Source organism: Streptomyces sp. NPDC048483 (assembly GCF_040651455.1).
Lineage (GTDB): Bacteria > Actinomycetota > Actinomycetes > Streptomycetales > Streptomycetaceae > Streptomyces.
In genome coordinates, this window is the sequence record NZ_JBEZJZ010000026.1 from 40525 (window position 1) to 63953 (window position 23429).

19 protein-coding genes are annotated in these 23429 nt (G+C 70.2%); 6 read left to right on the top strand and 13 right to left on the bottom strand.

The window, feature by feature from the left end; all coding sequences use genetic code 11:
* Together cseC and AB0D04_RS16440 are read left to right on the top strand one after the other, a co-directional pair.
* A complete protein-coding gene (cseC, locus tag AB0D04_RS16435) occupies positions 1–1302 on the top strand; it encodes a two-component system sensor histidine kinase CseC (RefSeq protein ID WP_362703362.1) in 1302 nt (433 codons plus the stop codon).
* A 180-nt stretch (positions 1303–1482) separates the two neighbouring features.
* Positions 1483–1707, top strand: coding sequence for a DUF397 domain-containing protein (locus AB0D04_RS16440; RefSeq protein WP_362703363.1), 225 nt, complete (start codon positions 1483–1485; stop codon positions 1705–1707).
* 72 nt (positions 1708–1779) lie between these two features.
* Here AB0D04_RS16440 and AB0D04_RS16445 read toward each other — a convergent pair whose 3' ends face one another.
* Positions 1780–3294 carry an MDR family MFS transporter gene (locus AB0D04_RS16445; protein ID WP_362703431.1) on the bottom strand — a complete coding sequence of 505 codons (1515 nt, stop codon included), beginning with the start codon at positions 3292–3294 and terminating at the stop codon, positions 1780–1782.
* 303 nt (positions 3295–3597) lie between these two features.
* On the opposite strand from AB0D04_RS16445, the gene AB0D04_RS16450 reads away from it, so the two are divergent.
* Positions 3598–4212, top strand: a complete 615-nt coding sequence (locus AB0D04_RS16450; protein ID WP_362703364.1) for a TetR/AcrR family transcriptional regulator — start codon at positions 3598–3600, stop codon at positions 4210–4212.
* Here the strand turns inward: AB0D04_RS16450 and AB0D04_RS16455 are convergent.
* Positions 4194–4919, bottom strand: coding sequence for a M23 family metallopeptidase (locus tag AB0D04_RS16455; RefSeq protein WP_362703365.1), 726 nt, complete (start codon positions 4917–4919; stop codon positions 4194–4196). The genes AB0D04_RS16450 and AB0D04_RS16455 overlap by 19 nt on opposite strands.
* 500 nt (positions 4920–5419) lie before the next feature.
* Between AB0D04_RS16455 and AB0D04_RS16460 the strand changes: the two genes are divergently transcribed.
* Both AB0D04_RS16460 and AB0D04_RS16465 read left to right on the top strand, forming a co-directional pair.
* Positions 5420–8644 (top strand): NACHT domain-containing protein, encoded by a 3225-nt coding sequence (locus AB0D04_RS16460; RefSeq protein WP_362703367.1) that lies wholly within the window; start codon positions 5420–5422, stop codon positions 8642–8644.
* A 35-nt stretch (positions 8645–8679) separates the two neighbouring features.
* Complete coding sequence (locus AB0D04_RS16465) at positions 8680–10707, top strand: NACHT domain-containing protein (protein ID WP_362703369.1); 2028 nt, start codon at positions 8680–8682, stop codon at positions 10705–10707.
* A gap of 386 nt (positions 10708–11093) precedes the next feature.
* Here AB0D04_RS16465 and AB0D04_RS16470 read toward each other — a convergent pair whose 3' ends face one another.
* Positions 11094–13619 carry an ATP-dependent Clp protease ATP-binding subunit gene (locus AB0D04_RS16470; protein ID WP_362703371.1) on the bottom strand — a complete coding sequence of 842 codons (2526 nt, stop codon included), beginning with the start codon at positions 13617–13619 and terminating at the stop codon, positions 11094–11096.
* Positions 13620–14118: 499 nt separating this feature from the next.
* Here AB0D04_RS16470 and AB0D04_RS16475 point away from each other — a divergent pair, with 499 nt between their 5' ends.
* The gene (locus AB0D04_RS16475; RefSeq protein ID WP_362703372.1) at positions 14119–14814 is read left to right on the top strand and encodes an SCO3374 family protein; all 696 of its coding nucleotides are present in this window, start codon (positions 14119–14121) and stop codon (positions 14812–14814) included.
* On the opposite strand, the gene AB0D04_RS16480 is transcribed toward AB0D04_RS16475, so the two are convergent.
* From AB0D04_RS16480 to AB0D04_RS16525, 10 genes are all read right to left on the bottom strand, one after another.
* Positions 14745–15080 (bottom strand): Lsr2 family protein, encoded by a 336-nt coding sequence (locus AB0D04_RS16480; RefSeq protein WP_362703432.1) that lies wholly within the window; start codon positions 15078–15080, stop codon positions 14745–14747. The two genes, AB0D04_RS16475 and AB0D04_RS16480, sit on opposite strands and share 70 nt — an antisense overlap.
* A gap of 156 nt (positions 15081–15236) precedes the next feature.
* Entirely contained in the window at positions 15237–15755 is a 519-nt protein-coding gene (locus tag AB0D04_RS16485) for an amino-acid N-acetyltransferase (RefSeq protein WP_362703373.1), read from the bottom strand.
* Between the two features lie 9 nt (positions 15756–15764).
* Positions 15765–16283: a BlaI/MecI/CopY family transcriptional regulator gene (locus tag AB0D04_RS16490; protein ID WP_362703375.1), complete on the bottom strand. Its 519-nt coding sequence runs from the start codon at positions 16281–16283 to the stop codon at positions 15765–15767.
* 137 nt (positions 16284–16420) lie between these two features.
* The gene (locus AB0D04_RS16495; RefSeq protein ID WP_362703377.1) at positions 16421–16597 is read right to left on the bottom strand and encodes a hypothetical protein; all 177 of its coding nucleotides are present in this window, start codon (positions 16595–16597) and stop codon (positions 16421–16423) included.
* A 48-nt stretch (positions 16598–16645) separates the two neighbouring features.
* The gene (locus AB0D04_RS16500) at positions 16646–17302 is read right to left on the bottom strand and encodes a hypothetical protein (protein WP_362703378.1); all 657 of its coding nucleotides are present in this window, start codon (positions 17300–17302) and stop codon (positions 16646–16648) included.
* Positions 17303–17388: 86 nt separating this feature from the next.
* Complete coding sequence (locus AB0D04_RS16505) at positions 17389–18186, bottom strand: type III pantothenate kinase (protein WP_362703380.1); 798 nt, start codon at positions 18184–18186, stop codon at positions 17389–17391.
* A gap of 5 nt (positions 18187–18191) precedes the next feature.
* The gene (nadC, locus tag AB0D04_RS16510; RefSeq protein WP_362703381.1) at positions 18192–19241 is read right to left on the bottom strand and encodes a carboxylating nicotinate-nucleotide diphosphorylase; all 1050 of its coding nucleotides are present in this window, start codon (positions 19239–19241) and stop codon (positions 18192–18194) included.
* Positions 19238–21013, bottom strand: coding sequence for an L-aspartate oxidase (locus AB0D04_RS16515; RefSeq protein WP_362703383.1), 1776 nt, complete (start codon positions 21011–21013; stop codon positions 19238–19240). The genes nadC and AB0D04_RS16515 overlap by 4 nt, the downstream gene beginning before the upstream one ends.
* Positions 21010–22161, bottom strand: coding sequence for a pantoate--beta-alanine ligase (gene panC, locus AB0D04_RS16520; protein ID WP_362703384.1), 1152 nt, complete (start codon positions 22159–22161; stop codon positions 21010–21012). The genes AB0D04_RS16515 and panC overlap by 4 nt, the downstream gene beginning before the upstream one ends.
* On the bottom strand, positions 22158–23285 hold the full coding sequence (locus tag AB0D04_RS16525) for a DUF2520 domain-containing protein (RefSeq protein WP_362703433.1): 1128 nt from the start codon (positions 23283–23285) through the stop codon (positions 22158–22160). Before AB0D04_RS16525 ends, panC begins: the two co-directional genes overlap by 4 nt.
* Positions 23286–23429 lie beyond the last annotated feature (144 nt).

Below are 23429 nucleotides of genomic sequence, written 5' to 3' on the forward strand. Positions count from 1 at the left end.
GTGGTCAGGCTGGCCCTGCGGACGGGGCTGAGGTGGAAGCTCAGCGCGGCGATCGCGCTCGTCGGGGCGCTGGTCGCGATCGCGCTGAGCCTTGTCGTGCACAACGCCGCCCGGCACTCCATGATCGACAGCAGCCGCGACCTGGAGGTCGAGCGGCTCAACATGGCCCAGAAGATGTTCGAGTCGAACAACCGGCCGCAGTTCGGCGCGCGGATCGACGACCCGGACCTGCCCAAGCTCCTCGAGGCCGAGGTCATCGCCGGGGGCGAGCGCGCCACCTACTTCCAGGAAGACGGCCGGGCCACGCCCGAGGTGTGGGCCGCCTTCCCGCTCGGCGACGGCCATGTGCTGTCCGTCCACGAACCCTTCCGCAACCGGGACGTCCTCGACGACCTGGACCAGGCGCTGCTCATCGGCTCGACCGCGGTCGTGCTCGGCGGCTGCGCACTGGGCGTCCTGATCGGCGGCCAGCTCTCCCAGCGGCTGCGCAAGGCGGCCGCCGCCGCGGGCAAGCTCGCCGAGGGCGACACGGCCGTCCGCATCCGCGACGAGGTCGGCGGCCGCATCCGCGATGAGACCGACGATCTGGCCTGGGCCGTGGATGCCATGTCCGACGCCCTCCAGCAGCGCATCGAGGCCGAGCGCCGCGTCACCGCCGACATCGCCCACGAACTCCGCACCCCCGTCACCGGCCTCCTCACCGCCGCCGAACTCCTGCCCCCCGGCCGCCCCTCGGAACTCGTCCGGGACCGCGCCCAGGCGCTGCGCACCCTCGTCGAGGACGTCCTGGAGGTCGCCCGCCTCGACGGCTACGCGGAGCGCGCCGAACTCCAGGACGTCGCCCTCGGCGAATTCGTCTCCCGCCGCGTGCGCTCCCTCAGCCAGGACGTCACCGTCGAGGTCATACGGGACGCCGATGTCACCACCGACCCGCGCCGTCTGGAACGCATCCTCGGCAACCTGATCGCCAACGCGGCCCGCCACGGCAGACCCCCCATCGAGGTCACCGTCGAGGGCCGCGTCCTGCGTGTCCGCGACCACGGCCCCGGCTTCCCCGAGGCCCTCCTGCGCGAGGGCCCCAGCCGCTTCCGCACCGGCAGCACCGACCGCTCAGGCCGCGGCCACGGCCTCGGCCTGACCATCGCCGCCGGCCAGGCCCGCGTCCTCGGCGCCCGCCTCACCTTCCGCAACGCGGACGAACTGACGGACGGCTCGACGGGCGCGGTGTCGGTCCTGTGGCTGCCGGAGAACGCACCGACGAGTACGGGGAGCTTCCCGGTGATCCACCTGCCGGATCGCTGACACCGACACCCACCTACTGCCGGATGGTGACGAACCGCTCACAGTCCGGAATCGCCCCACGTAGCGCTGCCCCGTACTGGGGTTGCGGCGGGCAACCTGCAAGCAGTGGTGGTGAGTTGCGCGCCTCCCCGGAAGGACCCCGACGCATCGGCGAGCGTCCCGTGCGTTTACGGCGCGGAGTTGCGCTACCGCAGCAACAGGATTGACCTGAGCTTTGCTACCTGGCGCAAGAGCGTCTACAGCAACGGCGAAGGCGTCGAATGCCTCGAGCTCTCGGACAACCTCCCCGGCCTCGTCCCCGTCCGGGACAGCAAGGACCCGCACGGCCCGGCGCTCGCCTTCCCGGCCGCCGGCCGGTCGCCCTTCGTCGCCGCCGTCAAAGGCGGGTCGCTGTACGGATCCTGACGGGCGCTCAGAAATACGGAACGGCCCCCGCCGAAGCGGGGGCCGTTCCGTGCGCCGAGAGGCGGGGCCGGATCAGACGGCCTCCACCACCGGCACTCGCTCCGCCGTGCCGTCCGCGGCCGCGCCGCCCTCGGGCGACTTGGCGGCGGGGCCGCCCCGCAGCGGGATCTCCTTCAGGAACCAGGCTGCCGCGAAGCCGATGACGCTGACCACCGCGCCCCAGAGGAATACCTGGTGCGTACCGGCCGACACCGCATGCGCATACGCGTCCTTGACCACCGGCGGCAGCTTGGGCAGGCTCTTCGGGTCCATCTGGGCGCCGCCGCTGGTCATCTTCTCGCCGGCCTTGCCCAGCCGCTCGACCATCGTCGTCTTCACCTGGTTGGTGAAGATCGCGCCGAGGATCGCGACGCCGAACGAGCCGCCGATCGTACGGAAGAGGGTGGCCGACGAGGAGCCGACGCCCATGTCCTTCATCTCGACGCTGTTCTGCGCGACCAGCATCGTGGTCTGCATCAGGAAGCCCATGCCGGCGCCCAGCACGATCATGAACAGGCTGGAGGTCAGCCGGGTGGTACCGGTGTCCATCAGGGACAGCAGCGCCATCCCGGCCGTGAGCAGCGCCCCACCGCCGACCACGAACATCTTGTACTTGCCGGTCTGGGTGGTCACCCGGCCCGCGATCAGCGAGACCACCAGCAGACCACCCATCAGCGGCAGGAGCAGCAGCCCCGAGTTGGTGGCCGAGGCGCCCTGGACGCTCTGCTGGAACAGCGGCAGGAAGGTCATCGACCCGAACATCACGAAACCGACCAGGAAGCCGACGACGGTGATGAGCGAGAAGTTGCCGTTGCGGAAGATGTGCAGCGGCAGGACGGGCTCACCGACCTTGCGCTCCACGAAGACGAAGGCCGCCAGCGCGACGATGCCGATCCCGCCGAGGCCGAGGATCTGCCCCGAGAGCCAGTCGTACTCGGTCCCGCCCCAGGTGGTGATCAGTACGAGCGCGGTGATCCCGATGGTCAGCAGCGCCGCACCCAGGTAGTCGACCCGGCCCTGGGCCCGCTTCTTGGGCAGATGCAGTACGGCGGTGACCATGGCCAGCGCGATCGCACCGAGCGGCAGGTTGATGTAGAAGGTCCAGCGCCAGCCGAGGTGGTCGGTGATGGTGCCGCCGACCAGCGGACCGCCGACCATCGCGACGGCCATGACGCCGGCCATCATGCCCTGGTACTTGCCGCGCTCCCGCGGCGGAATCAGATCGCCGATGATCGCCATGACGCCGACCATCAGACCGCCCGCGCCCAGCCCCTGGACCGCACGGAAGCCGATCAGCTGGCTCATGTCCTGGGCCATGCCGGACAGCGCGGAGCCGATCAGAAAGAGGACGATGGACGTCAGGAACACGCCCTTGCGTCCGTACATGTCGCCGAGCTTGCCCCAGATCGGGGTCGACGCGGCGGTGGCGAGCGTGTAGGCGGTGACCACCCAGGACAGGTGCTCCATCCCGCCCAGCTCGCCGACGATCGTGGGCATCGCCGTACCCACGATCATGTTGTCCAGCATCGCGAGCAGCATCGCGATCATCAGCGCGAACAGCACCACCCGCACGCTGGCGGGCCGCTTCCCCTCGTTCGCCTCGCTGGGTATTGCTGCCTGTATGTCCCCCGCTGGGGCCGCTTTCTGCGACATCCCCGTCCTCACTCCCGCACTCCTACTTACTTGCCGCCCGGCTAGTTCAGTACAGTACGAGAAGGTAGGCGGCTAACTAGCCGGGCGTCAAGTAAGTTTCTTTGCCGCCCCTCCGGGCAGCCCTCCGACCAGCAGGAACCACGCACAGACCACGCAGAACTACGCAGAACTACGCAGCAATCACCGCAGGAGAGCACCATGGGCACACCGCACTCGCGCCGGGGGAACACCCGTCAGCGCATTCAGGACGTCGCTCTGGGGCTGTTCTCCGAGCGGGGCTACGAGAAGACCTCGCTGCGCGAGATCGCCGAGAAGCTCGAGGTCACCAAGGCGGCGCTCTACTACCACTTCAAGACCAAGGAAGACATCGTCATCAGCCTGTCGCAGGACCTGTGCGGTCCCATCGACGAGCTGATCGCCTGGGCCGGGACGCAGCCCCGCACCCTCGCCACCAAGCAGGAAGTGATCCGCCGCTACAGCGAATCCCTCCGCGCCTCCGAACCCTTCTTCCGCTTCATGCAGGAAAACCAGGCGGCCGTGCGCGACCTCGCCATCGGCGACAGCTTCAAGGAGCGCATGCACGCCCTCTTCGGCCTGCTCAGGGAGCCCGAAGCGGAGCTGACGGATCAGGTGCGCTGCATCACGGCACTGTTCTCCATGCACGCGGGCATGTTCGCGCTGCAGGACGTCGAAGGCGACCCCGAGGAGAAGCGCAAGGCCATCCTCGAGGTCGCCACAGAACTGGTCACGGCGGCAAACCCGCCGAACCGCCGGCCAGTCCGGCCGGATTCAGCTCAGACGGCGTCGCCGTGAGCCCGCAGGAATCCGGTCGGCTCGATGCCCGACCCGTAGTTGGGACCGGTGCGGACCTCGAAGTGCAGGTGAGGACCGGAGGAGTTGCCGGTGCTGCCGGACAGCCCGATCTGCTGGCCCTTGCCGACCTGCTGGCCGGGCTGGACCTGTATCTGTGACAGGTGCGCGTACTGGGTGTACATGCCGTTGGCGTGCTTGATCACGATGGCGTTGCCGTACGCCGGGCCGTCACCGCCACCGTTGGGGCCGGCCTTGACGACGGTCCCGTGGAACGCGGCCTTCACCGGGGTGGCGCTCGGCACGACGAAGTCCTGACCACTGTGGCTGTGCGACCACATGTTGCCGGCCAGACCGAAGGTCGAGCCGAGGACGTACTTGTCGACCGGCGTCATCCAGGCGTTGGCCTTCTTGGCCGCGTCCTTCTTGGCCTTCGCGGCGGCAGCCTTGGCCTTCACCGCATCGGCCTTGGCCTTCGCGGCGGCAGCCTTGGCGTCGCTGACCGCCTTGACCTGTGCCTCGGCCTGCTTGGTGACCGTGGAGCCGACGTTCGCGCTCAGGTGCCCCAGGCTCGAGTCGGCGGCGTTGGCGACACCGGCGCCCATCGCGGCGGCAACACCGAGGCCACCGGCCACGACGGCGACGCGATTGCGCAGCACGGACTTCTTCGCGGAGTTCTTGGAATTACGGATGGCGGCGAACTTGGACATGCGGGTTTTTCCTCCAGCGATGTGGAATCAAGGAATTGATTGGCTTCACCGGCTGCGGACCGGGTTGGCCATTCCTTGGTAACCCGACTGGGAAGCGGTGCCAAGGGGCCGTTTCTACTACCGGGTGCCGTATCCGGGCCGGTGTAATTCACGCCATTGCGGGGTGATGGAAACCGGTCGACGACGGCCCCTCCGCGAGCCATGGATGCCACCTGACCTGGCCTTATATGATCCGCGAGCGGGCGGCCGCCGATCCTCCGCCCGGCACGCCAATAACCCCGCCCCGAAGCCGAATGACGCCCCTAATTCCTCTAGTAGGCAGCAAATTCCATGTGCGCCATGTCACCGCGGCAAAAGGCCGGGCGCGTTATTTGTGACCTGGCTAACGTGACGTGGATTACTCGTCGGCCCGAGAAATAGCCGAATACGCCACCTGCCCGCCCCCGGGCGCGTAACCTGGCTCCGACGACGTCAGCAGCCATGGGGGAGGCCGCCCGCACATGGAACCGGCAGCAGTGGGGATACGGCTCGCGTCGAGCGTGGTCGCGCCGCTCGTGAAGAAGCTGTTCGTCAAGGAGGGGCCGGGCGCCGGGCTGGTCTCCGGGCCCGTACGGATATCCGGCCTCGTCTCCTTCAAGGGCGAGAAGCGCACCCTCACCGACGAGGATCTGCACAAGCTCGCGGCGGAGCTGGTGAGCCGGGCCCTGCGGGCCGCCCGGCCCGGCGAGCGCCCGTTCCCCGAGGACGAGGAAACGGCCGTGGCCGACGCCCTGGCCACCACCCTGAGCGGCCTCGGCGAACTCGCCATGGACGACGTACAGGCCGTCTTACTCGGCCACGGCGCCCTCGCCGAACGCCTGACGGCCGCCGCCCCGGAGACCACCCGCCACCTCTCCCGCGACGCCGAGCTGATGCACCACACCCTCCTCAGCACGGCCTGCCTGCACATCGTGCACTTCTTCACCCAGCGGTCGACGTTTGTGGCCCGCACCCTCGTCGAACAGAGCCGGAGCCTGGACGGCGTCATCACCAAGATCGACGCCTTCCTCGAAGGGCACCCCTCCCCACAGGCCGCCGACACCGCCTTCGAGCGCACCTACCTCGCCTACATCGCCCGCAAGCACAGCCGCCTGACCATCTACGGCATCGACCTCGCCCACTCCCCGGACCGGTGGCCGCTGGACTCCGCGTATCTGAGCCTGGGGGCCACGAGCCGTCAGGCAAAGATCAACTTCTCCAGGATGCCGACCTGGGACCTCCCGCCCCGCCCGCCCCAACGCGCCGACCAGGCCCTCGCCGACTTCGACCGGGTCCTGCTGCGCGGCGTCGCCGGCTCCGGCAAAAGCACCCTCATCCAGTGGCTCGCCGTCTCCTGCACCAAGGACCCCGCCGACACCCCCCTCCCCCACCTCTACGGCCGCATCCCCTTCGTCCTCCCCCTGCGCACCCTCACCCGCTCCGGCGCCGCCCTGCCCACCCCCGACCACTTCCTGTCCGCCGTCGGCTGCCCGGTCGCCGGCGCCCAGCCCGACGGGTGGGCCGAGCGCGTACTGACCTCCGGCCGCGCCCTCCTCCTGGTCGACGGCCTGGACGAGATCCCCGACCGCGAGCGCCGGGGCGCCCGCCAATGGCTGCGCGACCTGCTGGACGCCTTCCCCGACAACCTGTGGCTGGTCACCACCCGCCCCTCCGCCGTACGCGAGGACTGGCTCGCCGCCGACGGCTTCGACGAACTGACCCTCACCCCCATGGGCCACGACGAGGTGACCGCCTTCATCGGCCGCTGGCACGCCGCGGCGCGCGAGGACGCCGAGGACACCGAGCGCCTGGACGCGTACGAGCAGTCCCTGCTGTCCGCGGTCCGCACCAAACAGGATCTGGGGCAGCTGGCCACCAACCCGCTGATGTGCGGGCTGATCTGCGCACTCCACCGGGACCGGCGGGGCTACCTGCCGCACGGACGGAAGGAGCTGTACGACGCCGCCCTCGGGATGCTGCTGTCGCGGCGCGACCGGGAACGGGACATGGGTGCGCCGACCGGCATCGAGCTGGGGGACGAGCCGCAGGTCCAGCTGCTGCAGCGCCTCGCGTACTGGCTCATCCGCAACGGTCGCACGGAACTCGTCCGCGAGCGGGCGGAGCAGATCATCGCCGATGCGCTGCCGTCGGTGCCCGCGGCGGCGGCGCAGGGGGATGCCGCGGCCGTCTTCCGTCATCTGCTGTTACGGAGCGGTCTGCTGCGCGAACCGACGCCCGGGTCGGTGGACTTCGTCCACCGCACCTTCCAGGACTACCTGGGGGCCAGGGCCGCCGTCGAGGAGGGCGACTTCGGGCTGCTGGTCGAGCATTCCGTCGACTCCCAGTGGGAGGACGTGATCCGGATGGCGGTGGCGCATGCGCGGCCGCGCGAACGGGCGGAGATCCTGCGGGGGATGGTCGAGCACGGCGACGGCATCCGGAGCGCCCGCACCCGCCTGCGGGTCCATCTGCTGGCGATGGCCTGCCTGGAGCATGCGACGGAGCTGGATCCGCATGTGCGGGACGAGGTGTACGAGCGAGCCAGGGCGATCCTGCCGCCCCGCTGCCGCGAGGAGTCCGAGCTGCTGGCCGAGGTGGGACCCATGGTCCTGGAGCTGCTGCCCGGCCCCGATGGCCTGGAGAACGACGAGGCGCAAGAGGTGGTTGCCAGCGCCGCGCGCATCGGTTCGGAAGCCGCTCTGGAGGTCCTCAAGCGCTTCCGGAAGCACCCTGCGGGGAACGTACACCTCGAACTTGCCTTGTCCTGGTCGTCTTTCGACACCGAACGCTACGCCCAGGAGATCATCCGACATTTGGGCAGAAACGTGGAACTCACGGTGAGCCGCCCCGCCGAGCTGCGCGCCCTCGACGCCCTCGGCGGTTGGCCACTCATCGGCATCAACGGTCCGTATCGAGAGAGCCACCTCCGCAACGAGCTGGCTCACCGGCCCATCAGACATCTGATGCTCCGGGACAACTGGGAGATCAGCGACCTCGCCTTCCTTCACGACTTCCCAGAACTCAATTCACTGTCACTCCAGAACTGTCCCGCAGTTGTCAGCCTCGCCCCGCTCGCGGACCTGCCCTTGCGTTCGCTGTCCGTCAGCGGTTGGGGATCCAGCGACGTGCGCAGCCCCGGCGGTCTCGATCGCCTACGCCATCTCACTTCGCTGACGCTTATGGCCCCGCTTCCACCAGAGGGGCTGGCCGCCTTGCCGGCAGATGCCCCGCTGACCAAGCTTCATCTCGGGGAGCGGATCGGCACCGACTTCAGACGCGTGACGACCTGGCCGCAGCTGAATGCCATACAACTGCGGCGTATTGCCGAAGATTTCACCGATAACCAGTGGCAAGCGCTCACCCATCTCACTGAGCTGGAGCACTTTTCCTTCGGCCTGGACACCGAAGGCGCCCCGCTCCGCATTCCGTATGGTCTTCAGCTGCCGCAGGTCAAGACTCTCAGTCTCCTCAACACGGACCGCCGCCCCGTCTCCGAACTGAGCCGCATCCTGCGCGCCGCCCTCCCGGCCTTCCCCGGCATCCGGAAACTCCAGCTCTACGGCATGATCGACGCCCCCATCGACCTCTCACCGCTCTCGGCCCTCCCCGACCTCCAGGAGGTCTACCTCTCCTACCTCCGCCCAGAGAACGCCAACTCCCTCCCACCCCACGTAAAACTCACCCTCTTTCCACGCCCCCGCACCTAACCGCAGCCACAGCCACAGCCGTTACGGGGAACCCCATGGCGCCCATGCACCCCACCGACACCGCCTTCGAAAGCCACTACGCCCACTCCACCGCCACCACCCACAACCACCTCACCATCTTCGGCATCGACCTCGCCCACTCCCCCGACAGCTGGCCCCTCGACGCCGCCTACCTGGGCCTCCAGTGCGAGCCTGACCCCGGTACCCAGGACGACGAACCCCCGACGCGCGCCGACCAGGCCCTGGCCGACCGCCCCCGGATCCTCATCCGCGGCGTGGCCGGGTCCGGCAAAACCACCCTCCTCCAGTGGCTGACCGTCGCCACCGCCCGCGACGAGCTGCCCGACGCGCTGGCGGGGCTGAGGGGACGGGTCCCCTTCCTCCTCCCCGTACGCCGCTTCGCCCGCGACGGCATCCCCGAACCGGCCGCCTTCCTGGCAGCCACCGGCTTCCGGGACGCCGCGGCACAGCCCCCCGGCTGGGCCGAGCGCGTACTGGAGGAGGGGCGCGCCCTGCTCCTCATCGACGGGATCGACGAAGCGCCCGAGAGCGACCGCGAAGAGGTACGGACCCGCCTGCGCGACTGGACCACCCGCTACCCGGGCAACGTCTGGGTCGTCACCTCCCGCCCGTCCGCCGTACCGCACGACTGGCTCGCCGCCGAGGGGTTCACCGAACTCTCCCTCGCACCGATGAGCCGGGAGGACGTCGCCGCCTTCATCCAGCGCTGGCACCGGGCCGCCGCCCAGCAGAACCCGGCCGACCTCGACCGCCTCGGGCACTACGAGCACACGCTGCTCAACGCCGTCCGCATCACCCGCGACCTGGGCCGGCTGGCCACCAACCCGCTCATGTGCGGGCTGCTGTGCGCCCTGCACCGCGACCGCCGCGGCTATCTGCCCAACGGCCGTAAGGAGCTCTATGACGCCGCGCTGTCGATGCTGCTGGAGCGCCGCGACCGGGAGCGGGCGATGGTGGCCACCGACGGCGTCCAGCTGACCCGGCAGCCCAAGATCCAGCTGCTGCAGAAGCTCGCCCACTGGATGCTGCTCAACGGGCGGTCGGAGATGGACCGGGACACGGCCATCGCCACGCTGACCGAGCATCTGCCGGCCATACCGGACGCGGCCCGCCAGGGCGGCCCGGAGGACGTCTTCCGCCATCTCCTCAACCGGACGGGACTGCTGCGGGAGCCGACGCCCGGCACGGTCGACTTCGTCCACCGCACCTTCCAGGACTATCTCTCCGCGCGAGCGACCATCCAGCGCCACGACTTCGCGCTGCTTCTCGACCACGCCCACCACGACGCCTGGGAGGACGTCATCCGGATGGCCGTGGCCCTGGCAAGGCCCGATGAGTGTGCGGCCCTCCTGGACGGCCTGCTGGCCCCGCACGCGGGCATACGGGCCGCCGAGGCCCGGCACCGCAAGCTGCTGGCGGCCGCCTGCCTGGAGCACGCCACCGAGCTGGACCCGGACGTCCGCGCCCGCGTACAGCGCTTCACCCGGGACATGGTGCGGCCCAGCACGCCGCCCGCGGCCCGCGCGCTGGGCTGGATCGGGCCGATCGTCCTGGAAATGCTCCCCGATCCCGTCCAGGCCTCCGACGACGAGGCATATCTCCTCGCCATCACGGCCACCTCCATCGCGGACGATATGGCGATCGACTATCTGACGGGTCTGCGCGACCGCCAGCACCATGACATCCGGGCGCAGCTCGCGGGGGCCTGGAGGCATTACGACACCGCTCGCTACGCCCGCGAGATCATCGCCCATCTCGAACCGGCCGAGCTGTATTTCCCGGTGGCGGATATCGAGGAATTGCATACGCTGCGCCGACTGGGCGGCCGTCCGCATCTTCGAATCGCCGGGTATTTCACCCCGGACCAGCTGATCGAGGGCATCGCCCCGGCGGAAGGCCTGACCCGGCTGTGGCTCGCCTATGACCTCGGCATCTCGATGGAATGGCTGTCCGCATTCCCAAAGCTGGAAATCCTGCAGATCGGCCGCCGCATTCCCCCGGTGACCGGCGTCCCGGACGGCATCCGCGTCATACAGCTCTAGCCGGCCGCGTCCTGCAGGTCTGGCCGGCCTCTCGCCGGCCGGCCTCTCGCGGGCCGGTCTCTCGCGGGCCGGTCTCTCGCGGGCCAGCGTCTCGTCGGCCGGTCTCTCGTCGGCCGGTCTCTCGTCGGCCGGTCTCTCGCGGGCCGGCGTCTCGCCGGCCGGTCTCTCGCGGGCCAGCGTCTCGTCGGCCAGCGTCTCGTCGATCCCGTGGCGCACCACGGGAATACCCCCCACCCACCCCACGTTGAGGCCCCGAAGGGGGCGCTGGTGACCCCTACGGGATCTGTTCGCCCGCCCCCTAAGGGCCCGGCCCCACCCGCTCATACGGGAACTGCCCCGGAGCCGCACAATGCGGTTCCGGGGCAGTTCCCGTTGTACGAGGCGCCTTAAGCGTCCTTGCTCAGGTTCGGGCCCGAGCCGCCGGCGGCGGACTCGATCGGCGGGGCGTCGGGCAGGGCCGACTTCTCCTCGCCGCGGAAGGTGAACTTGGCGGTGTCACCCTCGCCCTCGACATCGACGACCACGATGTGGCCCGGACGCAGCTCGCTGAAGAGGATCTTCTCCGAGAGGGCGTCCTCGATCTCGCGCTGGATCGTGCGGCGCAGCGGACGGGCGCCGAGCACCGGGTCGTACCCGCGCTTGGCCAGCAGCGACTTGGCCTCGCTGCTGAGCTCGATGCCCATGTCGCGGTCCTTGAGCCGCTCGTCCACCTTGGCGATCATGAGGTCGACGATCTGGATGATGTCTTCCTCGGTCAGCTGGTGGAAGACGACCGTGTCGTCCACACGGTTGAGGAACTCGGGGCGGAAGTGCTGCTTGAGCTCTTCGTTGACCTTGTTCTTCATCCGCTCGTAGCTGGACTTGGTGTCGCCCTGGGCCGCGAAGCCGAGGTTGAAGCCCTTGGAGATGTCCCGCGTGCCGAGGTTGGTCGTCATGATGATGACCGTGTTCTTGAAGTCCACGACCCGGCCCTGGGAGTCGGTCAGGCGACCGTCCTCCAGGATCTGCAGCAGGGAGTTGAAGATGTCCGGGTGGGCCTTCTCGACCTCGTCGAAGAGCACGACGGAGAACGGCTTGCGGCGCACCTTCTCGGTGAGCTGGCCGCCCTCTTCGTAACCGACGTAGCCGGGAGGCGAACCGAACAGCCGGGAGACGGTGTGCTTCTCGCTGAACTCCGACATGTCGAGGGAGATCAGCGCGTCCTCGTCGCCGAACAGGAACTCCGCCAGCGTCTTGGACAGCTCGGTCTTACCGACACCGGACGGGCCGGCGAAGATGAACGAGCCGCCGGGACGCTTGGGGTCCTTCAGGCCGGCACGGGTACGGCGGATGGCCTGGGAGAGCGCCTTGATGGCGTCCTTCTGGCCGATGACGCGCTTGTGGAGCTCGTCCTCCATGCGGAGCAGGCGGCTGGACTCCTCCTCGGTCAGCTTGAAGACCGGGATGCCCGTCGCCGTCGCCAGGACCTCGGCGATCAGATCCTCGTCCACCTCGGCGACGACATCCATGTCGCCGGCCTTCCACTCCTTCTCCCGCTTCGCCTTGGCGGCCAGGAGCTGCTTCTCCTTGTCGCGCAAGCCCGCGGCCATCTCGAAGTCCTGCGAGTCGATCGCGGACTCCTTCTCCCGGCGCACATCGGCGATCTTCTCGTCGAATTCGCGCAGGTCCGGCGGCGCGGTCATCCGGCGGATCCGCATCCGGGAGCCGGCCTCGTCGATCAGGTCGATCGCCTTGTCCGGCAGGAAGCGGTCGGAGATGTAGCGGTCGGCAAGAGTGGCGGCCGCGACCAGGGCCGAGTCCGTGATGGAGACGCGGTGGTGCGCCTCGTAGCGGTCCCGCAGGCCCTTGAGGATCTCGATGGTGTGGGGCAGCGACGGCTCCGCGACCTGGATGGGCTGGAAGCGGCGCTCGAGGGCCGCGTCCTTCTCCAGGTGCTTGCGGTACTCGTCGAGCGTGGTGGCACCGATGGTCTGCAGCTCGCCTCGCGCCAGCATGGGCTTGAGGATGCTGGCGGCGTCGATCGCGCCCTCGGCGGCACCCGCACCCACCAGGGTGTGGAGCTCGTCGATGAACAGGATGATGTCGCCCCGGGTGCGGATCTCCTTGAGGACCTTCTTCAGGCGCTCTTCGAAGTCACCCCTGTAGCGGGAGCCGGCGACCAGTGCACCGAGGTCGAGGGTGTAGAGGTGCTTGTCCTTGAGGGTCTCGGGCACCTCGCCCTTGACGATGGCCTGCGCCAGTCCTTCGACGACCGCCGTCTTGCCGACGCCGGGCTCGCCGATGAGGACCGGGTTGTTCTTCGTACGGCGGGAGAGCACCTGCATGACCCGCTCGATTTCCTTCTCGCGCCCGATGACCGGGTCGAGCTTGGTCTCGCGAGCGGCCTGCGTGAGGTTGCGGCCGAACTGGTCCAGGACGAGCGACGTCGAGGGCGTGCCCTCGGCGGGGCCGCCGGCCGTGGCGGCTTCCTTGCCCTGGTAGCCGGAGAGCAGCTGGATGACCTGCTGCCGCACCCGGTTGAGATCGGCGCCCAGCTTCACCAGGACCTGGGCTGCGACGCCCTCGCCCTCGCGGATCAGGCCGAGCAGGATGTGCTCCGTGCCGATGTAGTTGTGGCCGAGCTGGAGGGCCTCACGGAGCGACAGCTCCAGGACCTTCTTGGCACGGGGGGTGAAGGGAATATGCCCGGACGGAGCCTGCTGGCCCTGCCCGATGATCTCCTCCACCTGCTGGCGGACCGCCTCGAGCGAAATCCCGAGGCTCTCCAGGGCCTTAGCGGCGACACCCTCACCCTCGTGGATCAGGCCCAGGAGGATGTGCTCGGTGCCGATGTAGTTGTGGTTGAGCATCCGGGCTTCTTCCTGAGCCAGGACGACAACCCGCCGCGCGCGGTCGGTGAACCTCTCGAACATCGTTAATCGCTCCTCAGAGCGGTCAGGCAGTTAGGGGTCGGTCCCCTCCCTGTCCTTCCGCATGCTAGTCCCGCACGGCGGGACAGCTCATTCCAACTGCCGACACCCGTCCGGATCCCCCCCGCTCCGGGCGGGGAAATTTATTGCCGAACAGCTGACATCTGCTCCAACTCGATGGTGCGAGACGATGTTCCCGCAGGCCAGGCATATACGCTCTTCGCCACTACGCCCGTGGCGAACGCACCCTTGGCCGACACGCCCACCGCATCCCGCCGCCAACCGCAGCAGAGCGCCTTTGAGCGCCGGTCACACGGTCTCTTCCCACTGTGACTGTCTTACCCGCTGCTACTGACACTCCATGCAGCGCGGGCTTCCCCCATCCGCTACGGGCGAACATCAACGCGCCACCGAATGCATCGCTCCACCCCTGCGCAGCTACGTTACGTATCCATACCTCGACCCAGCGTAACTTCCTGTGGTCCGTGCAGTTGCACCGGATATGGCCCGCGCGCTCCCGCGACCCCGCACCCCTCTTGCCGCCGTCCGACGGTGGTACGAGGAGGAGATGGGCTGGCCGACCGCCGGCACGGAACCGGCGGAGCTGCTGGTGGGTCCGCGCTTCGACGTCCTGGAGATGCCGGCCGACGCGGGGGGCGCCGTACTGCGGCGGCTGCCGCACACCGGTCCGGTGGCGCTGCTGCGCGCCGGACGCGACGGGAATTGCGTCATTGATCGGCCGAAATTGCTCATGCTCATCGCGGCCGGCGGCGCCGAGGAACTCCCGGAAATCCTGGAATGGCTCGAGTGGGGTGCGCTGGCACCGGATCTCGGCGCACGCGGGGCCGGAGAGCGGATGCCCGCGCCGGCCCTCCCCACGCACCCGTACACCGCCGGGTTGGCGTCATCGCACGGATTCGGCGCGCGGGAGGCCGCAGGATGGTTGCGGCCTCCCCGGCCTGGGCGCGCGGCGGAGAATTCCCTGCCCACCACGGGGATCGGGGCAGGGAGCGGAGACGTTGGGGGCGCCCCCGACCTCGTGCGACTCGTGAGCGCGGCGGCAACGGAGTGCCATCGTGCCCGGTTGCTGCGTGCTCGTAATGCCCAATCGGATCGCGCTATCGGCGATCAGCCGTTGGCCTTCTCGAATGCCTCGCGAATGTCGGCGGGGACGCGGCCACGGTCATTGACGTTGTAGCCGTTCTCCTTCGCCCAGGCGCGGATCTTCGCGGTGTCCCCGGAGCCGCCCGCCGCGGCAGTGCGGGCCTTGCCGCGGGCACCCGCAGAGCGCCCGGCACGACGACCGGCCTTCACGAAGTCGGCAAGCGACTCGCGAAGCTTCTGGGCGTTGGCGTCGGTGAGGTCGATCTCGTAGGACTTGCCGTCGAGAGCGAACGTCACGGTCTCGTCGGCCTCGCCACCGTCGAGGTCGTCGACAAGAAGAACCTGAACCTTCTGTGCCACCGGATTCCCTTTCATCGAATGTGGATTACGACGGAAAGCAAACCGCTTTTCCGGGAAAAACACAAACCCTTGGGTAGGGTTCACTTGCCCACAGAGCGGGGAACGCATGCTTCCGTAGCCATGAGATAGGGGAGCGATTCGGACATAGAACGCTGATCACAGCTGCAGAAGCATCCGGCTGTTACCCAGGGTGTTGGGCTTCACTCGTTCGAGCCCGAGGAACTCGGCAACGCCCTCATCATAGGAACGCAGCAGCTCGCTGTAGACATCACCGTCTACCGGAGTCTCGCCGATCTCCACGAAGCCGTGCTTGGTGAAGAAGTCGACTTCGAAGGTGAGACAGAAAATGCGCCGTACTCCGAGCCAGCGCGCGGTGCGCAGTAGCTTGTCGAGGACTTGATGGCCGACTCCCGAGCCCTTGAGCTGCGGATCCACGGCCAGGGTGCGGACTTCGGCCAGGTCTTCCCACATCACATGGAGTGCCCCGCAGCCGACGACCTCGGCGTCTTCGTCGCGCTCGGCCACCCAGAACTCCTGGATGTCCTCGTAAAGCGTCACGGTGGCTTTGTCGAGCAGGATGCCGTCCCGTGAGTAGGAGTCGATGAGGCGGCGTACCGCCGGCACATCGCTGGTCCGGGCACGACGGACGGTGAGGCTTTTTGAATGCGCGGCCATGCCGGGACGCTATCGCCCCGCGCCGGAGGCGCCCGCCCCGGGTTCATCACCTTCACCGGTTGCGCGTTCTTGTGCCGCTTGTGGCCCTTGTTCCGATCCCGCTTCCGATCCCGCTTCCGGTGCCTGTTCGGGAGCAGTATGTTCCGCCGGTTCGGAGCTCTCCGGATCGTCGATCTGCACCATCCGTACGGCATCGCGCAGGGCATGTCGCTGTTCCGGCGACATCATGTCGAAGAAGGCCACAAGAGCGGCCGCGGGGTTGTCACTGGCGGACCATGCTTCGTTCATCAGTGCGGCCGAGTACGCGGCCCGGGTGGAGACGGCCTCATATCGATAGGCGCGGCCTTCCGCTTCGCGCCGTACCCAGCCCTTCTGATGAAGGTTGTCCAATACGGTCATGACCGTCGTGTAGGCGATCGACCGTTCCTTCTGGAGATCTTCCAGGACTTCCCGAACGGTGACCGGGCGGTTCCACTCCCACACCCGCGTCATCACCGCGTCTTCCAGATCACCCAATGGTCTCGGCACACAAGAACAATAGTGGGAGATGTCGCGAATGCCCGTTGATCTCGTTGCGTTTGGGCCGGAAAAAGGATGTACGACCCGAGATGGTCATTCCCGGGCCGTACCGTGCGCGCGAACTGCCCAAAAGGGCGGCGGGGTGGTCAGACGCCGTGCGCCTTGGACTCCGAAGCGGTCTCCGACCTGGCGATCAGAGCGTCCACGGCGGCGTCTTCCTTGGCCTTGTTCGGGCCGCCCTGGCTCTTGACGATCGTCACGATCAGCGCGGTGAAGGCCACGGCCATCACTACGGGCGGGGTCAGCGCTGCGACGTAATCCATGGCGTATGGCCTCCTTTGGGGCTTTGAGATTCCAGAGTACGCAGCCGCTCAGGCGGTGCGGGTCTCGGGGGGCGGAGCGGACTTGCGACGGGGCGGGAAGACCTCGCCGGGCGTGGGGATCGGCCGGTCCGGGCGCGGGGACTTGGACGGGGGCGGCGACGCGGGCTGCGGCCGCGGTTTGGGCTCCGCCACCGGCTCGGGCTCCGGCTTGCGCTCCGGCTCGTGCGCCGCCGCGCGGCCGCCGGGCAGGGCGCGCAGCCGGGCCCGTACGGAGCGCTCGGCCAGCTGCTCACAGTGGCGCAGCAAGGTGGCGCGGCGCTCGCTCTCGGACGCCCCGGTGCGCCGCGCGACCAGGGAGCGCAGGGCGGCGAGGTCGTCGGGTCCGGGGAGGTAGCCGGCCGTCAGCGCCTCCTTGAGGTGGGCGAGGTAGCCGGCGGCCGAGCCTGGCAGGGTTTCGCGGTAGCGGGCGAGGTCGGCGAGGAGGAAGGCGCGCTGCCGGCCGCCTTCGTGCACCGCCTCGTCCACCGCCTCGGCCAGGCGGAGGTACTCCTGGATGTCCTCCGGCCACTGCAGGGCGGTGCCGAGCGGGACGGAGCGGTCCACCGAACTGACTGACTGCAGGGCATGGGCGAGAGCGCGACGGAGCACTCGCAGCTCATCGGCGCTGAACGTCATGCCGCCGCAGGATCCGTATGGCATAGGCATGCGGCGACTTTACGACCGATTCAGACAAAAGCCGCTTAATTCGCGAACGGTGGCGCGGCCCGCCCAGGGACCACGTAGCCGGCCGCCTACGACCGGGCGATGTTCCGCTCGTAGACCAGCCGCAGGCCGATCAGGGTGAGCCAGGGCTCGTGGGCGTCGATCACCGAGGACTCACCGAGGACCATCGGGGCCAGGCCGCCGGTGGCGATCACCGTCACCTCGTCGGGGTCCTCGGCCAGCTCCCGCGCCATCCGCTGCACCACGCCGTCCACCTGGCCCGTGAAGCCGTAGAGGATGCCGGACTGCATCGCCTCGACGGTGTTCTTGCCGATGACGCTGCGCGGCCGGGCCAGCTCGATCTTGCGCAGCTGGGCGCCCTTGACGCCCAGGGCGTCCACCGAGATCTCGATGCCCGGCGCGATCACGCCGCCGACGTACTCACCGCGCGTGCTGACCGCGTCGAAGGTGGTGGCCGTGCCGAAGTCGACGACGATCGCCGGGCCGCCGTAGAGCTCGACGGCGGCCAGGGAGTTGATGATCCGGTCGGCGCCGACCTCCTTGGGGTTGTCCATGAGGACCGGCACACCGGTCTTCACGCCGGGCTCCACCAGGACGGAGGGGACGTCCCCGTAGTAGCGGCGGGTGACCTCGCGCAGCTCGTGCAGCACGGACGGGACGGTGGAGCAGATGGAGATGCCCTCGATGCCGTCGCCCAGGTCGTCGCCGAGGAGGGGGTGCATGCCCATCAGGCCCTGGAGGAGCACGGCCAGCTCGTCGGCGGTGCGGCGGGCGTCGGTGGAGATCCGCCAGTGCTCGACGATCTCCTCGCCGTCGAAGAGGCCGAGGACGGTGTGGGTGTTGCCTACGTCGATGGTCAGCAGCATGGCGGTCAGCTGTCCTCGTCCTGGCTGTCGTCCTGGCCCTCGTCCTCGCGCAGGTCGAGGCCGATGTCGAGGATCGGGGAGGAGTGGGTGAGGGCGCCGACGGCCAGGTAGTCGACGCCGGTCTCCGCGTAGGTGCGGGCGTTGGCGAGGGTCAGGCGGCCGGAGGACTCCAGCATCGCGCGGCCCGCGACCAGGTCCACGGCCTCCTTGGTCTGCTCCGGGGTGAAGTTGTCCAGGAGGATGAGGTCGGCGCCCTCGGCGAGGATCGGCGGGATCTGGTCGAGGCGGTCGACCTCCACCTCGATGGCCAGACCCGGGAATTCTTCCCGCACGGCGGTGAACGCCGCGGCCACGCCGCCGGCCGCGACGACGTGGTTGTCCTTGATCAGCGCCGCGTCCGACAGCGACATCCGGTGGTTGACGCCGCCGCCGCAGCGCACCGCGAACTTCTCCAGGGCGCGCAGCCCCGGCGTGGTCTTACGGGTGTCGCGGACCCTGGCCTTGGTGCCCTCCAGGACGTCCGCCCACTTCTGGGTGGTGGTGGCGATGCCCGAGAGCCGGCACAGGAGGTTGAGCGCGCTGCGCTCGGCGGTGAGCAGGTCGCGGGTGCGGGTGGTGACGGACAGCAGCTTGGCGCCGGCCTCGACCCGGTCGCCGTCCTCGACATGCCGCTCGACCGCGAACTCGTCGGTGCACACGATGGACAGCACCGCCTCGGCGACCCGCAGCCCGGCGACCGTACCGGCCTCGCGGGCGGTGAAGTCCCCGGTGGCGACGGCGTCTTCGGGGATGGTGGCCACGGTGGTGACGTCCACGCCCTGGTCGAGGTCCTCCTCGACGGCCATGTGCGCGATGTCCTCGACCTGTACGGGGTCCAGGCCCGCGGCCACCAGGAGCGCGGCCAGGTCGGGGTCGAGGCCGCAGCTCAGCGGGTCCAGCTCGTACGAGCCGTCGTCGTCGCCGGCACAGCCGCAGGCGTCGCCGCAGCCTCCGGCGGGGGCGGCGTCGGAGGGCCGGCCGATCTGGAGGAGGGGGAGGTCGTCGGGCGTGCTCACGGGTTCGGCTCCGTTTCGGGAAGGGTGGCGGGGAAGTTGGCGCTGTCGGAGATGCCGCTGATGGCCACGGTGCGGCGCGAGCGGTAGGTGACCATGTAGTGGTGCTGGTAGAGGTCGTCGTTGCGCTCGGGGTAATCCTCGCGCCAGTGGCAGCCGCGGGTCTCCTCGCGGGCGCGGGCGCCGGCCACCAGCACCCGGGCGACGAGCAGGAGGTTGGTCGTCTCCCAGGCCTCCACGCCGGGCTCGACCGCCTTGTGCTCCTCGGCGTCGGCCGCGGCGTCGGCGTCGGCCGTCGCCTCGGCCTCCCCCTGGAGCCGGACGAGCGCCTTGAACGCCTCCCCCAGGCCCTGGTCCGACCGCAGCACTCCGGCACCCGCGGTCATGGCCCGCTGGATCGTGATCCGTGCCTCGGGGTCGAGCAGCATGGCGCAAGGACCGTCCGGTATGACGGCCGGCCCGGGCGTACGGACCGGGTGCGCGGTGATGTCCGCCGCGATCCGCTCCGCGAACACCAGCCCTTCCAGGAGGGAGTTGGAGGCCAGCCGGTTCGCGCCGTGCACGCCGGTGCAGGCGACCTCACCGCACGCGTACAGGCCGGGCACGGTCGTCCGGCCGTACAGGTCCGTACGGACTCCGCCGGAGGCGTGGTGCGCGGCCGGGGCGACCGGGATCGGTTCGGTGACCGGGTCGATGCCGTGGGAGCGGCAGGCGGCCAGGATCGTCGGGAAGCGCTGCTCCCACATCTGGGCGCCGAAGTGCCGGGCGTCCAGGTACATGTGCTCGGTGCCCTGTTCCTGGGCGCGGCGCATGATGCCCTTGGCGACGATGTCGCGCGGCGCCAGCTCGGCCAGCTCGTGCTGCCCGACCATGAAGCGGGTCCCGTCGGCGTCGACCAGGTGGGCGCCCTCGCCCCGTACGGCCTCGGAGATCAGCGGCTGCTGGCCCTCCGCGTCCGGTCCCAAATACAGGACGGTGGGGTGGAATTGGACGAATTCGAGATCGGAGACCTCGGCCCCGGCGCGCAGGGCCAGCGCCACGCCGTCGCCGGTGGAGACGGCCGGGTTGGTGGTCGCGGAGAAGACCTGGCCCATGCCCCCGGTGGCGAGCACCACCGCCGGGGCGTGCACGGCGCCGACGCCGTCGTGCTGGCCCTCCCCCATGACGTGCAGGGTGACGCCGGACGTACGGCCGTCCGCATCCGTCAGGAGGTCGAGGACGAGGGCGTTCTCGATGGTGCGCAGTCCGGCGTCGCGGGCCGCCTCGACCAGGGCGCGGGAGATCTCGGCACCGGTGGCGTCGCCGCCGGCGTGCGCGATCCGGCGGCGGTGGTGGCCGCCCTCCCGGGCGAGCGCGATCTCGTCGCTGCCGGGCGCGGTGTCGAAGCGGGCGCCGGCGGCGATCAGCCGGTGCACGGCGTCCGGCCCTTCGGTGACCAGGGCCCGTACGGCCACCTCGTCGCACAGTCCGGCGCCCGCGACGAGGGTGTCGGCCAGGTGCTGCTCGGGGGTGTCGCCGTCGCCGAGGGCCGCGGCGATGCCGCCCTGGGCCCAGCGGGTGGAGCCGTCGTCGAGGCGGGCCTTGGTGACCACGACCGTACGGCGCCCGGCGGCGGCGCAGCGCAGGGCCGCGGTCAGGCCGGCGACCCCGGAGCCCACCACGACGACGTCCGCCTCGATGGACCAGCCGGGGGCGGGGGCGGTCAGGCGTATGCCGGGGGCTGCGGCGGTGCCGGGGGCTATCGCGTGGCCGGGGCCGGTTCCTGTGGCGGTCATCGGGGCGCTCCGAGGGGGCCTTGGGGAGTGGTGGTGGAACGTGCGGGGGCGGGCTCTGCGGGGCCGTCGACGCCGGTCCCGGTGGCGGCCGCGGGGTGCGGCGCGGGGGTGGCGTCGTGGGGGGCGGCCGGGCCGAACACCAGGCGGATGTTGTCGATGAGGCGTGTGGTGCCGACCTTGGCGGCGACGGCCAGGACCGCCTCGCCCTCGTAGGCGTCCGGGACGTCGGTGAAGTCGGACGGGTCGACCAGCGCCAGGTAGTCCAGTGCGAGCGGCGGGTCGAGTTGGGCCGCGTCCGCCAGGACCGCCTGGGCCGCGGCGCGGGCCACGGAGGGGCCGTGCGGCGGGCCGGCGGCGGCGTAGGCGACGGCGTGCGCGTCGGCGGCGGCCCGGTCCTCGCCGAGGGCGGCCAGCGCCGTGGCCCGGTCCTGCACGGGATGGCCGGCACAGGCGGCGCGGGCGCGCAGCGCCTCCTCGGCCGCGAGCCGGTCGCGGGCCGCGAACAGCGCGGCGGAGAGCGCGAGCGCGGTGCGGCGGTCGGCGGCGGAGAGGTAGCGGTTGCGGCTGGAGAGGGCGAGGCCGTCGTCCTCGCGGACCGTGGGCACGCCCACGATCTCGACGGGGAAGTTCAGATCGGCGGACATCCGCGTGATCACCGCGAGCTGCTGGGCGTCCTTCTGCCCGAAGAACGCGATGTCGGGCGCCGTCAGGTGCAGCAGCTTGGCGACGACGGTCAGCACACCGTCGAAGTGGCCGGGACGGCTGGCGCCCTCCAGGAGGGTGCCCATCGGCCCCGCGGCGATCCGGATCTGCGGCTCACCGCCCGGATAGACCTCCTCGGCCGACGGCGCGAACACCGCGTCCGCGCCCGCCTCGGCGGCCAGTGCCACATCCGCGTCCAGGGTGCGCGGGTAGCGGTCCAGGTCCTCGCCGGCGCCGAACTGCAGCGGATTGACGAAGACGGTGACCACCACCTGCCCCTGCGCTCCGGCCCGCGCGCGGGCGGCCCGGATCAGGGTGGCGTGGCCCTCGTGCAGGGCGCCCATGGTCATGACGACGGCGCGGGGGCCGGTGCCGCGGGGAAGCTCGCGGAGGGCGGCGGCGGTGTGGACGAGGCGGAGGGAGGCGGGCGGGGGCGGGGTGGTCATCGGTCGCCTCCGGTGGGGCCGTCGCCGTCGTGGTGGCCGTCGGCGGGGCCAGGGGTGTCGTCGGTCTCGTCGATCTCGTGGGTGTCGTCGGTCTCGCGGGTGTCCGTGCCGGTCGAGCCGTGGTCGTCGTCCGGCTCGGCGGTGTCGTGGGCGGCCTGGCCGGTGGGGTCGGGGCGGTCGGACGCGTCGGGGGCGGGCCCGGCGAGCACGCCGAGCAGATCCTCGGCCAGTTCCGGCTTCAGCAGGCCGTGCGCGAGCGCCCGGTCCGCGGTCATACGGGCCATCGCGAGGTATCCGGCGACGGCCCCGGGAGCATGTCGGCGCAGCTCCGCGACATGGGCGGCGACGGTGCCCGCGTCCCCGCGCGCGACCGGTCCGGTCAGGGCGGCGTCACCGGACCGCAGCGCGTTGTCCAGGGCGGCGCCGAGCAGCGGGCCGAGCATCCGGTCCGGGGCTCCGACACCCGCTGCCTGCAGCAGCTCCATCGCCTGCGCAACCAGCGTGACCAGGTAGTTCGCTCCCATGGCGAGCGCGGCGTGGTAGAGCGGACGAGCCGATTCCGCGATCCACTCGGGCTCCCCGCCCATCTCGATGACCAGCGCCTCGGCGGCCATGCGCAGCTCGTCGGGCGAGGTCACCCCGAACGAGCAGCCGGCCAGCCGCTGCACGTCGACGGGGGTGCCGGTGAAGGTCATCGCGGGATGCAGCGCGAGCGGCAGGGCGCCGGCCCGGGTCGCCGGTTCGAGCACGGCCGTTCCGTACCGCCCGGAGGTGTGCACCAGCAGCTGGCCCGGCCGTACGGCACCGGTCTCCGCCAGGCCGCGGACCAGGTCGGCGAGCGCGTCGTCGGGGACGGTCAGCAGCACGAGGTCGGCACGGGCGAGCACCTCGGCCGGGGTGACCAGGGGGACATCCGGGAGCAGCTCCGCGGCACGTCGTACGGAGGCATCGGAGACGCCCGATACGGCAACCGGGCGATGCCCTGCGAGCTGCAACGATGCGGCAAGGGCGGGCCCGACACGGCCCGCGCCGACGACTCCGACGGTGAGCCGGGCGGGGCGGTCCTGGGGCGATGGGGGTGCCCCCTGTTCGAGCGGAGCCGAGAACTTGGGGGAGGGTGGGATTGCGTTCACGCGGCGATGGCCTTCCGTTCCAGTCCGCGGGGGGTACCGGACGATTCCTCGCCATGCTACGCGAGTGTTTCCGGCGGTCTTGAGGGCTGTACGGAGGGTGAGACGGGGCCGTTCCGCACACCGCCCAGGCACCGC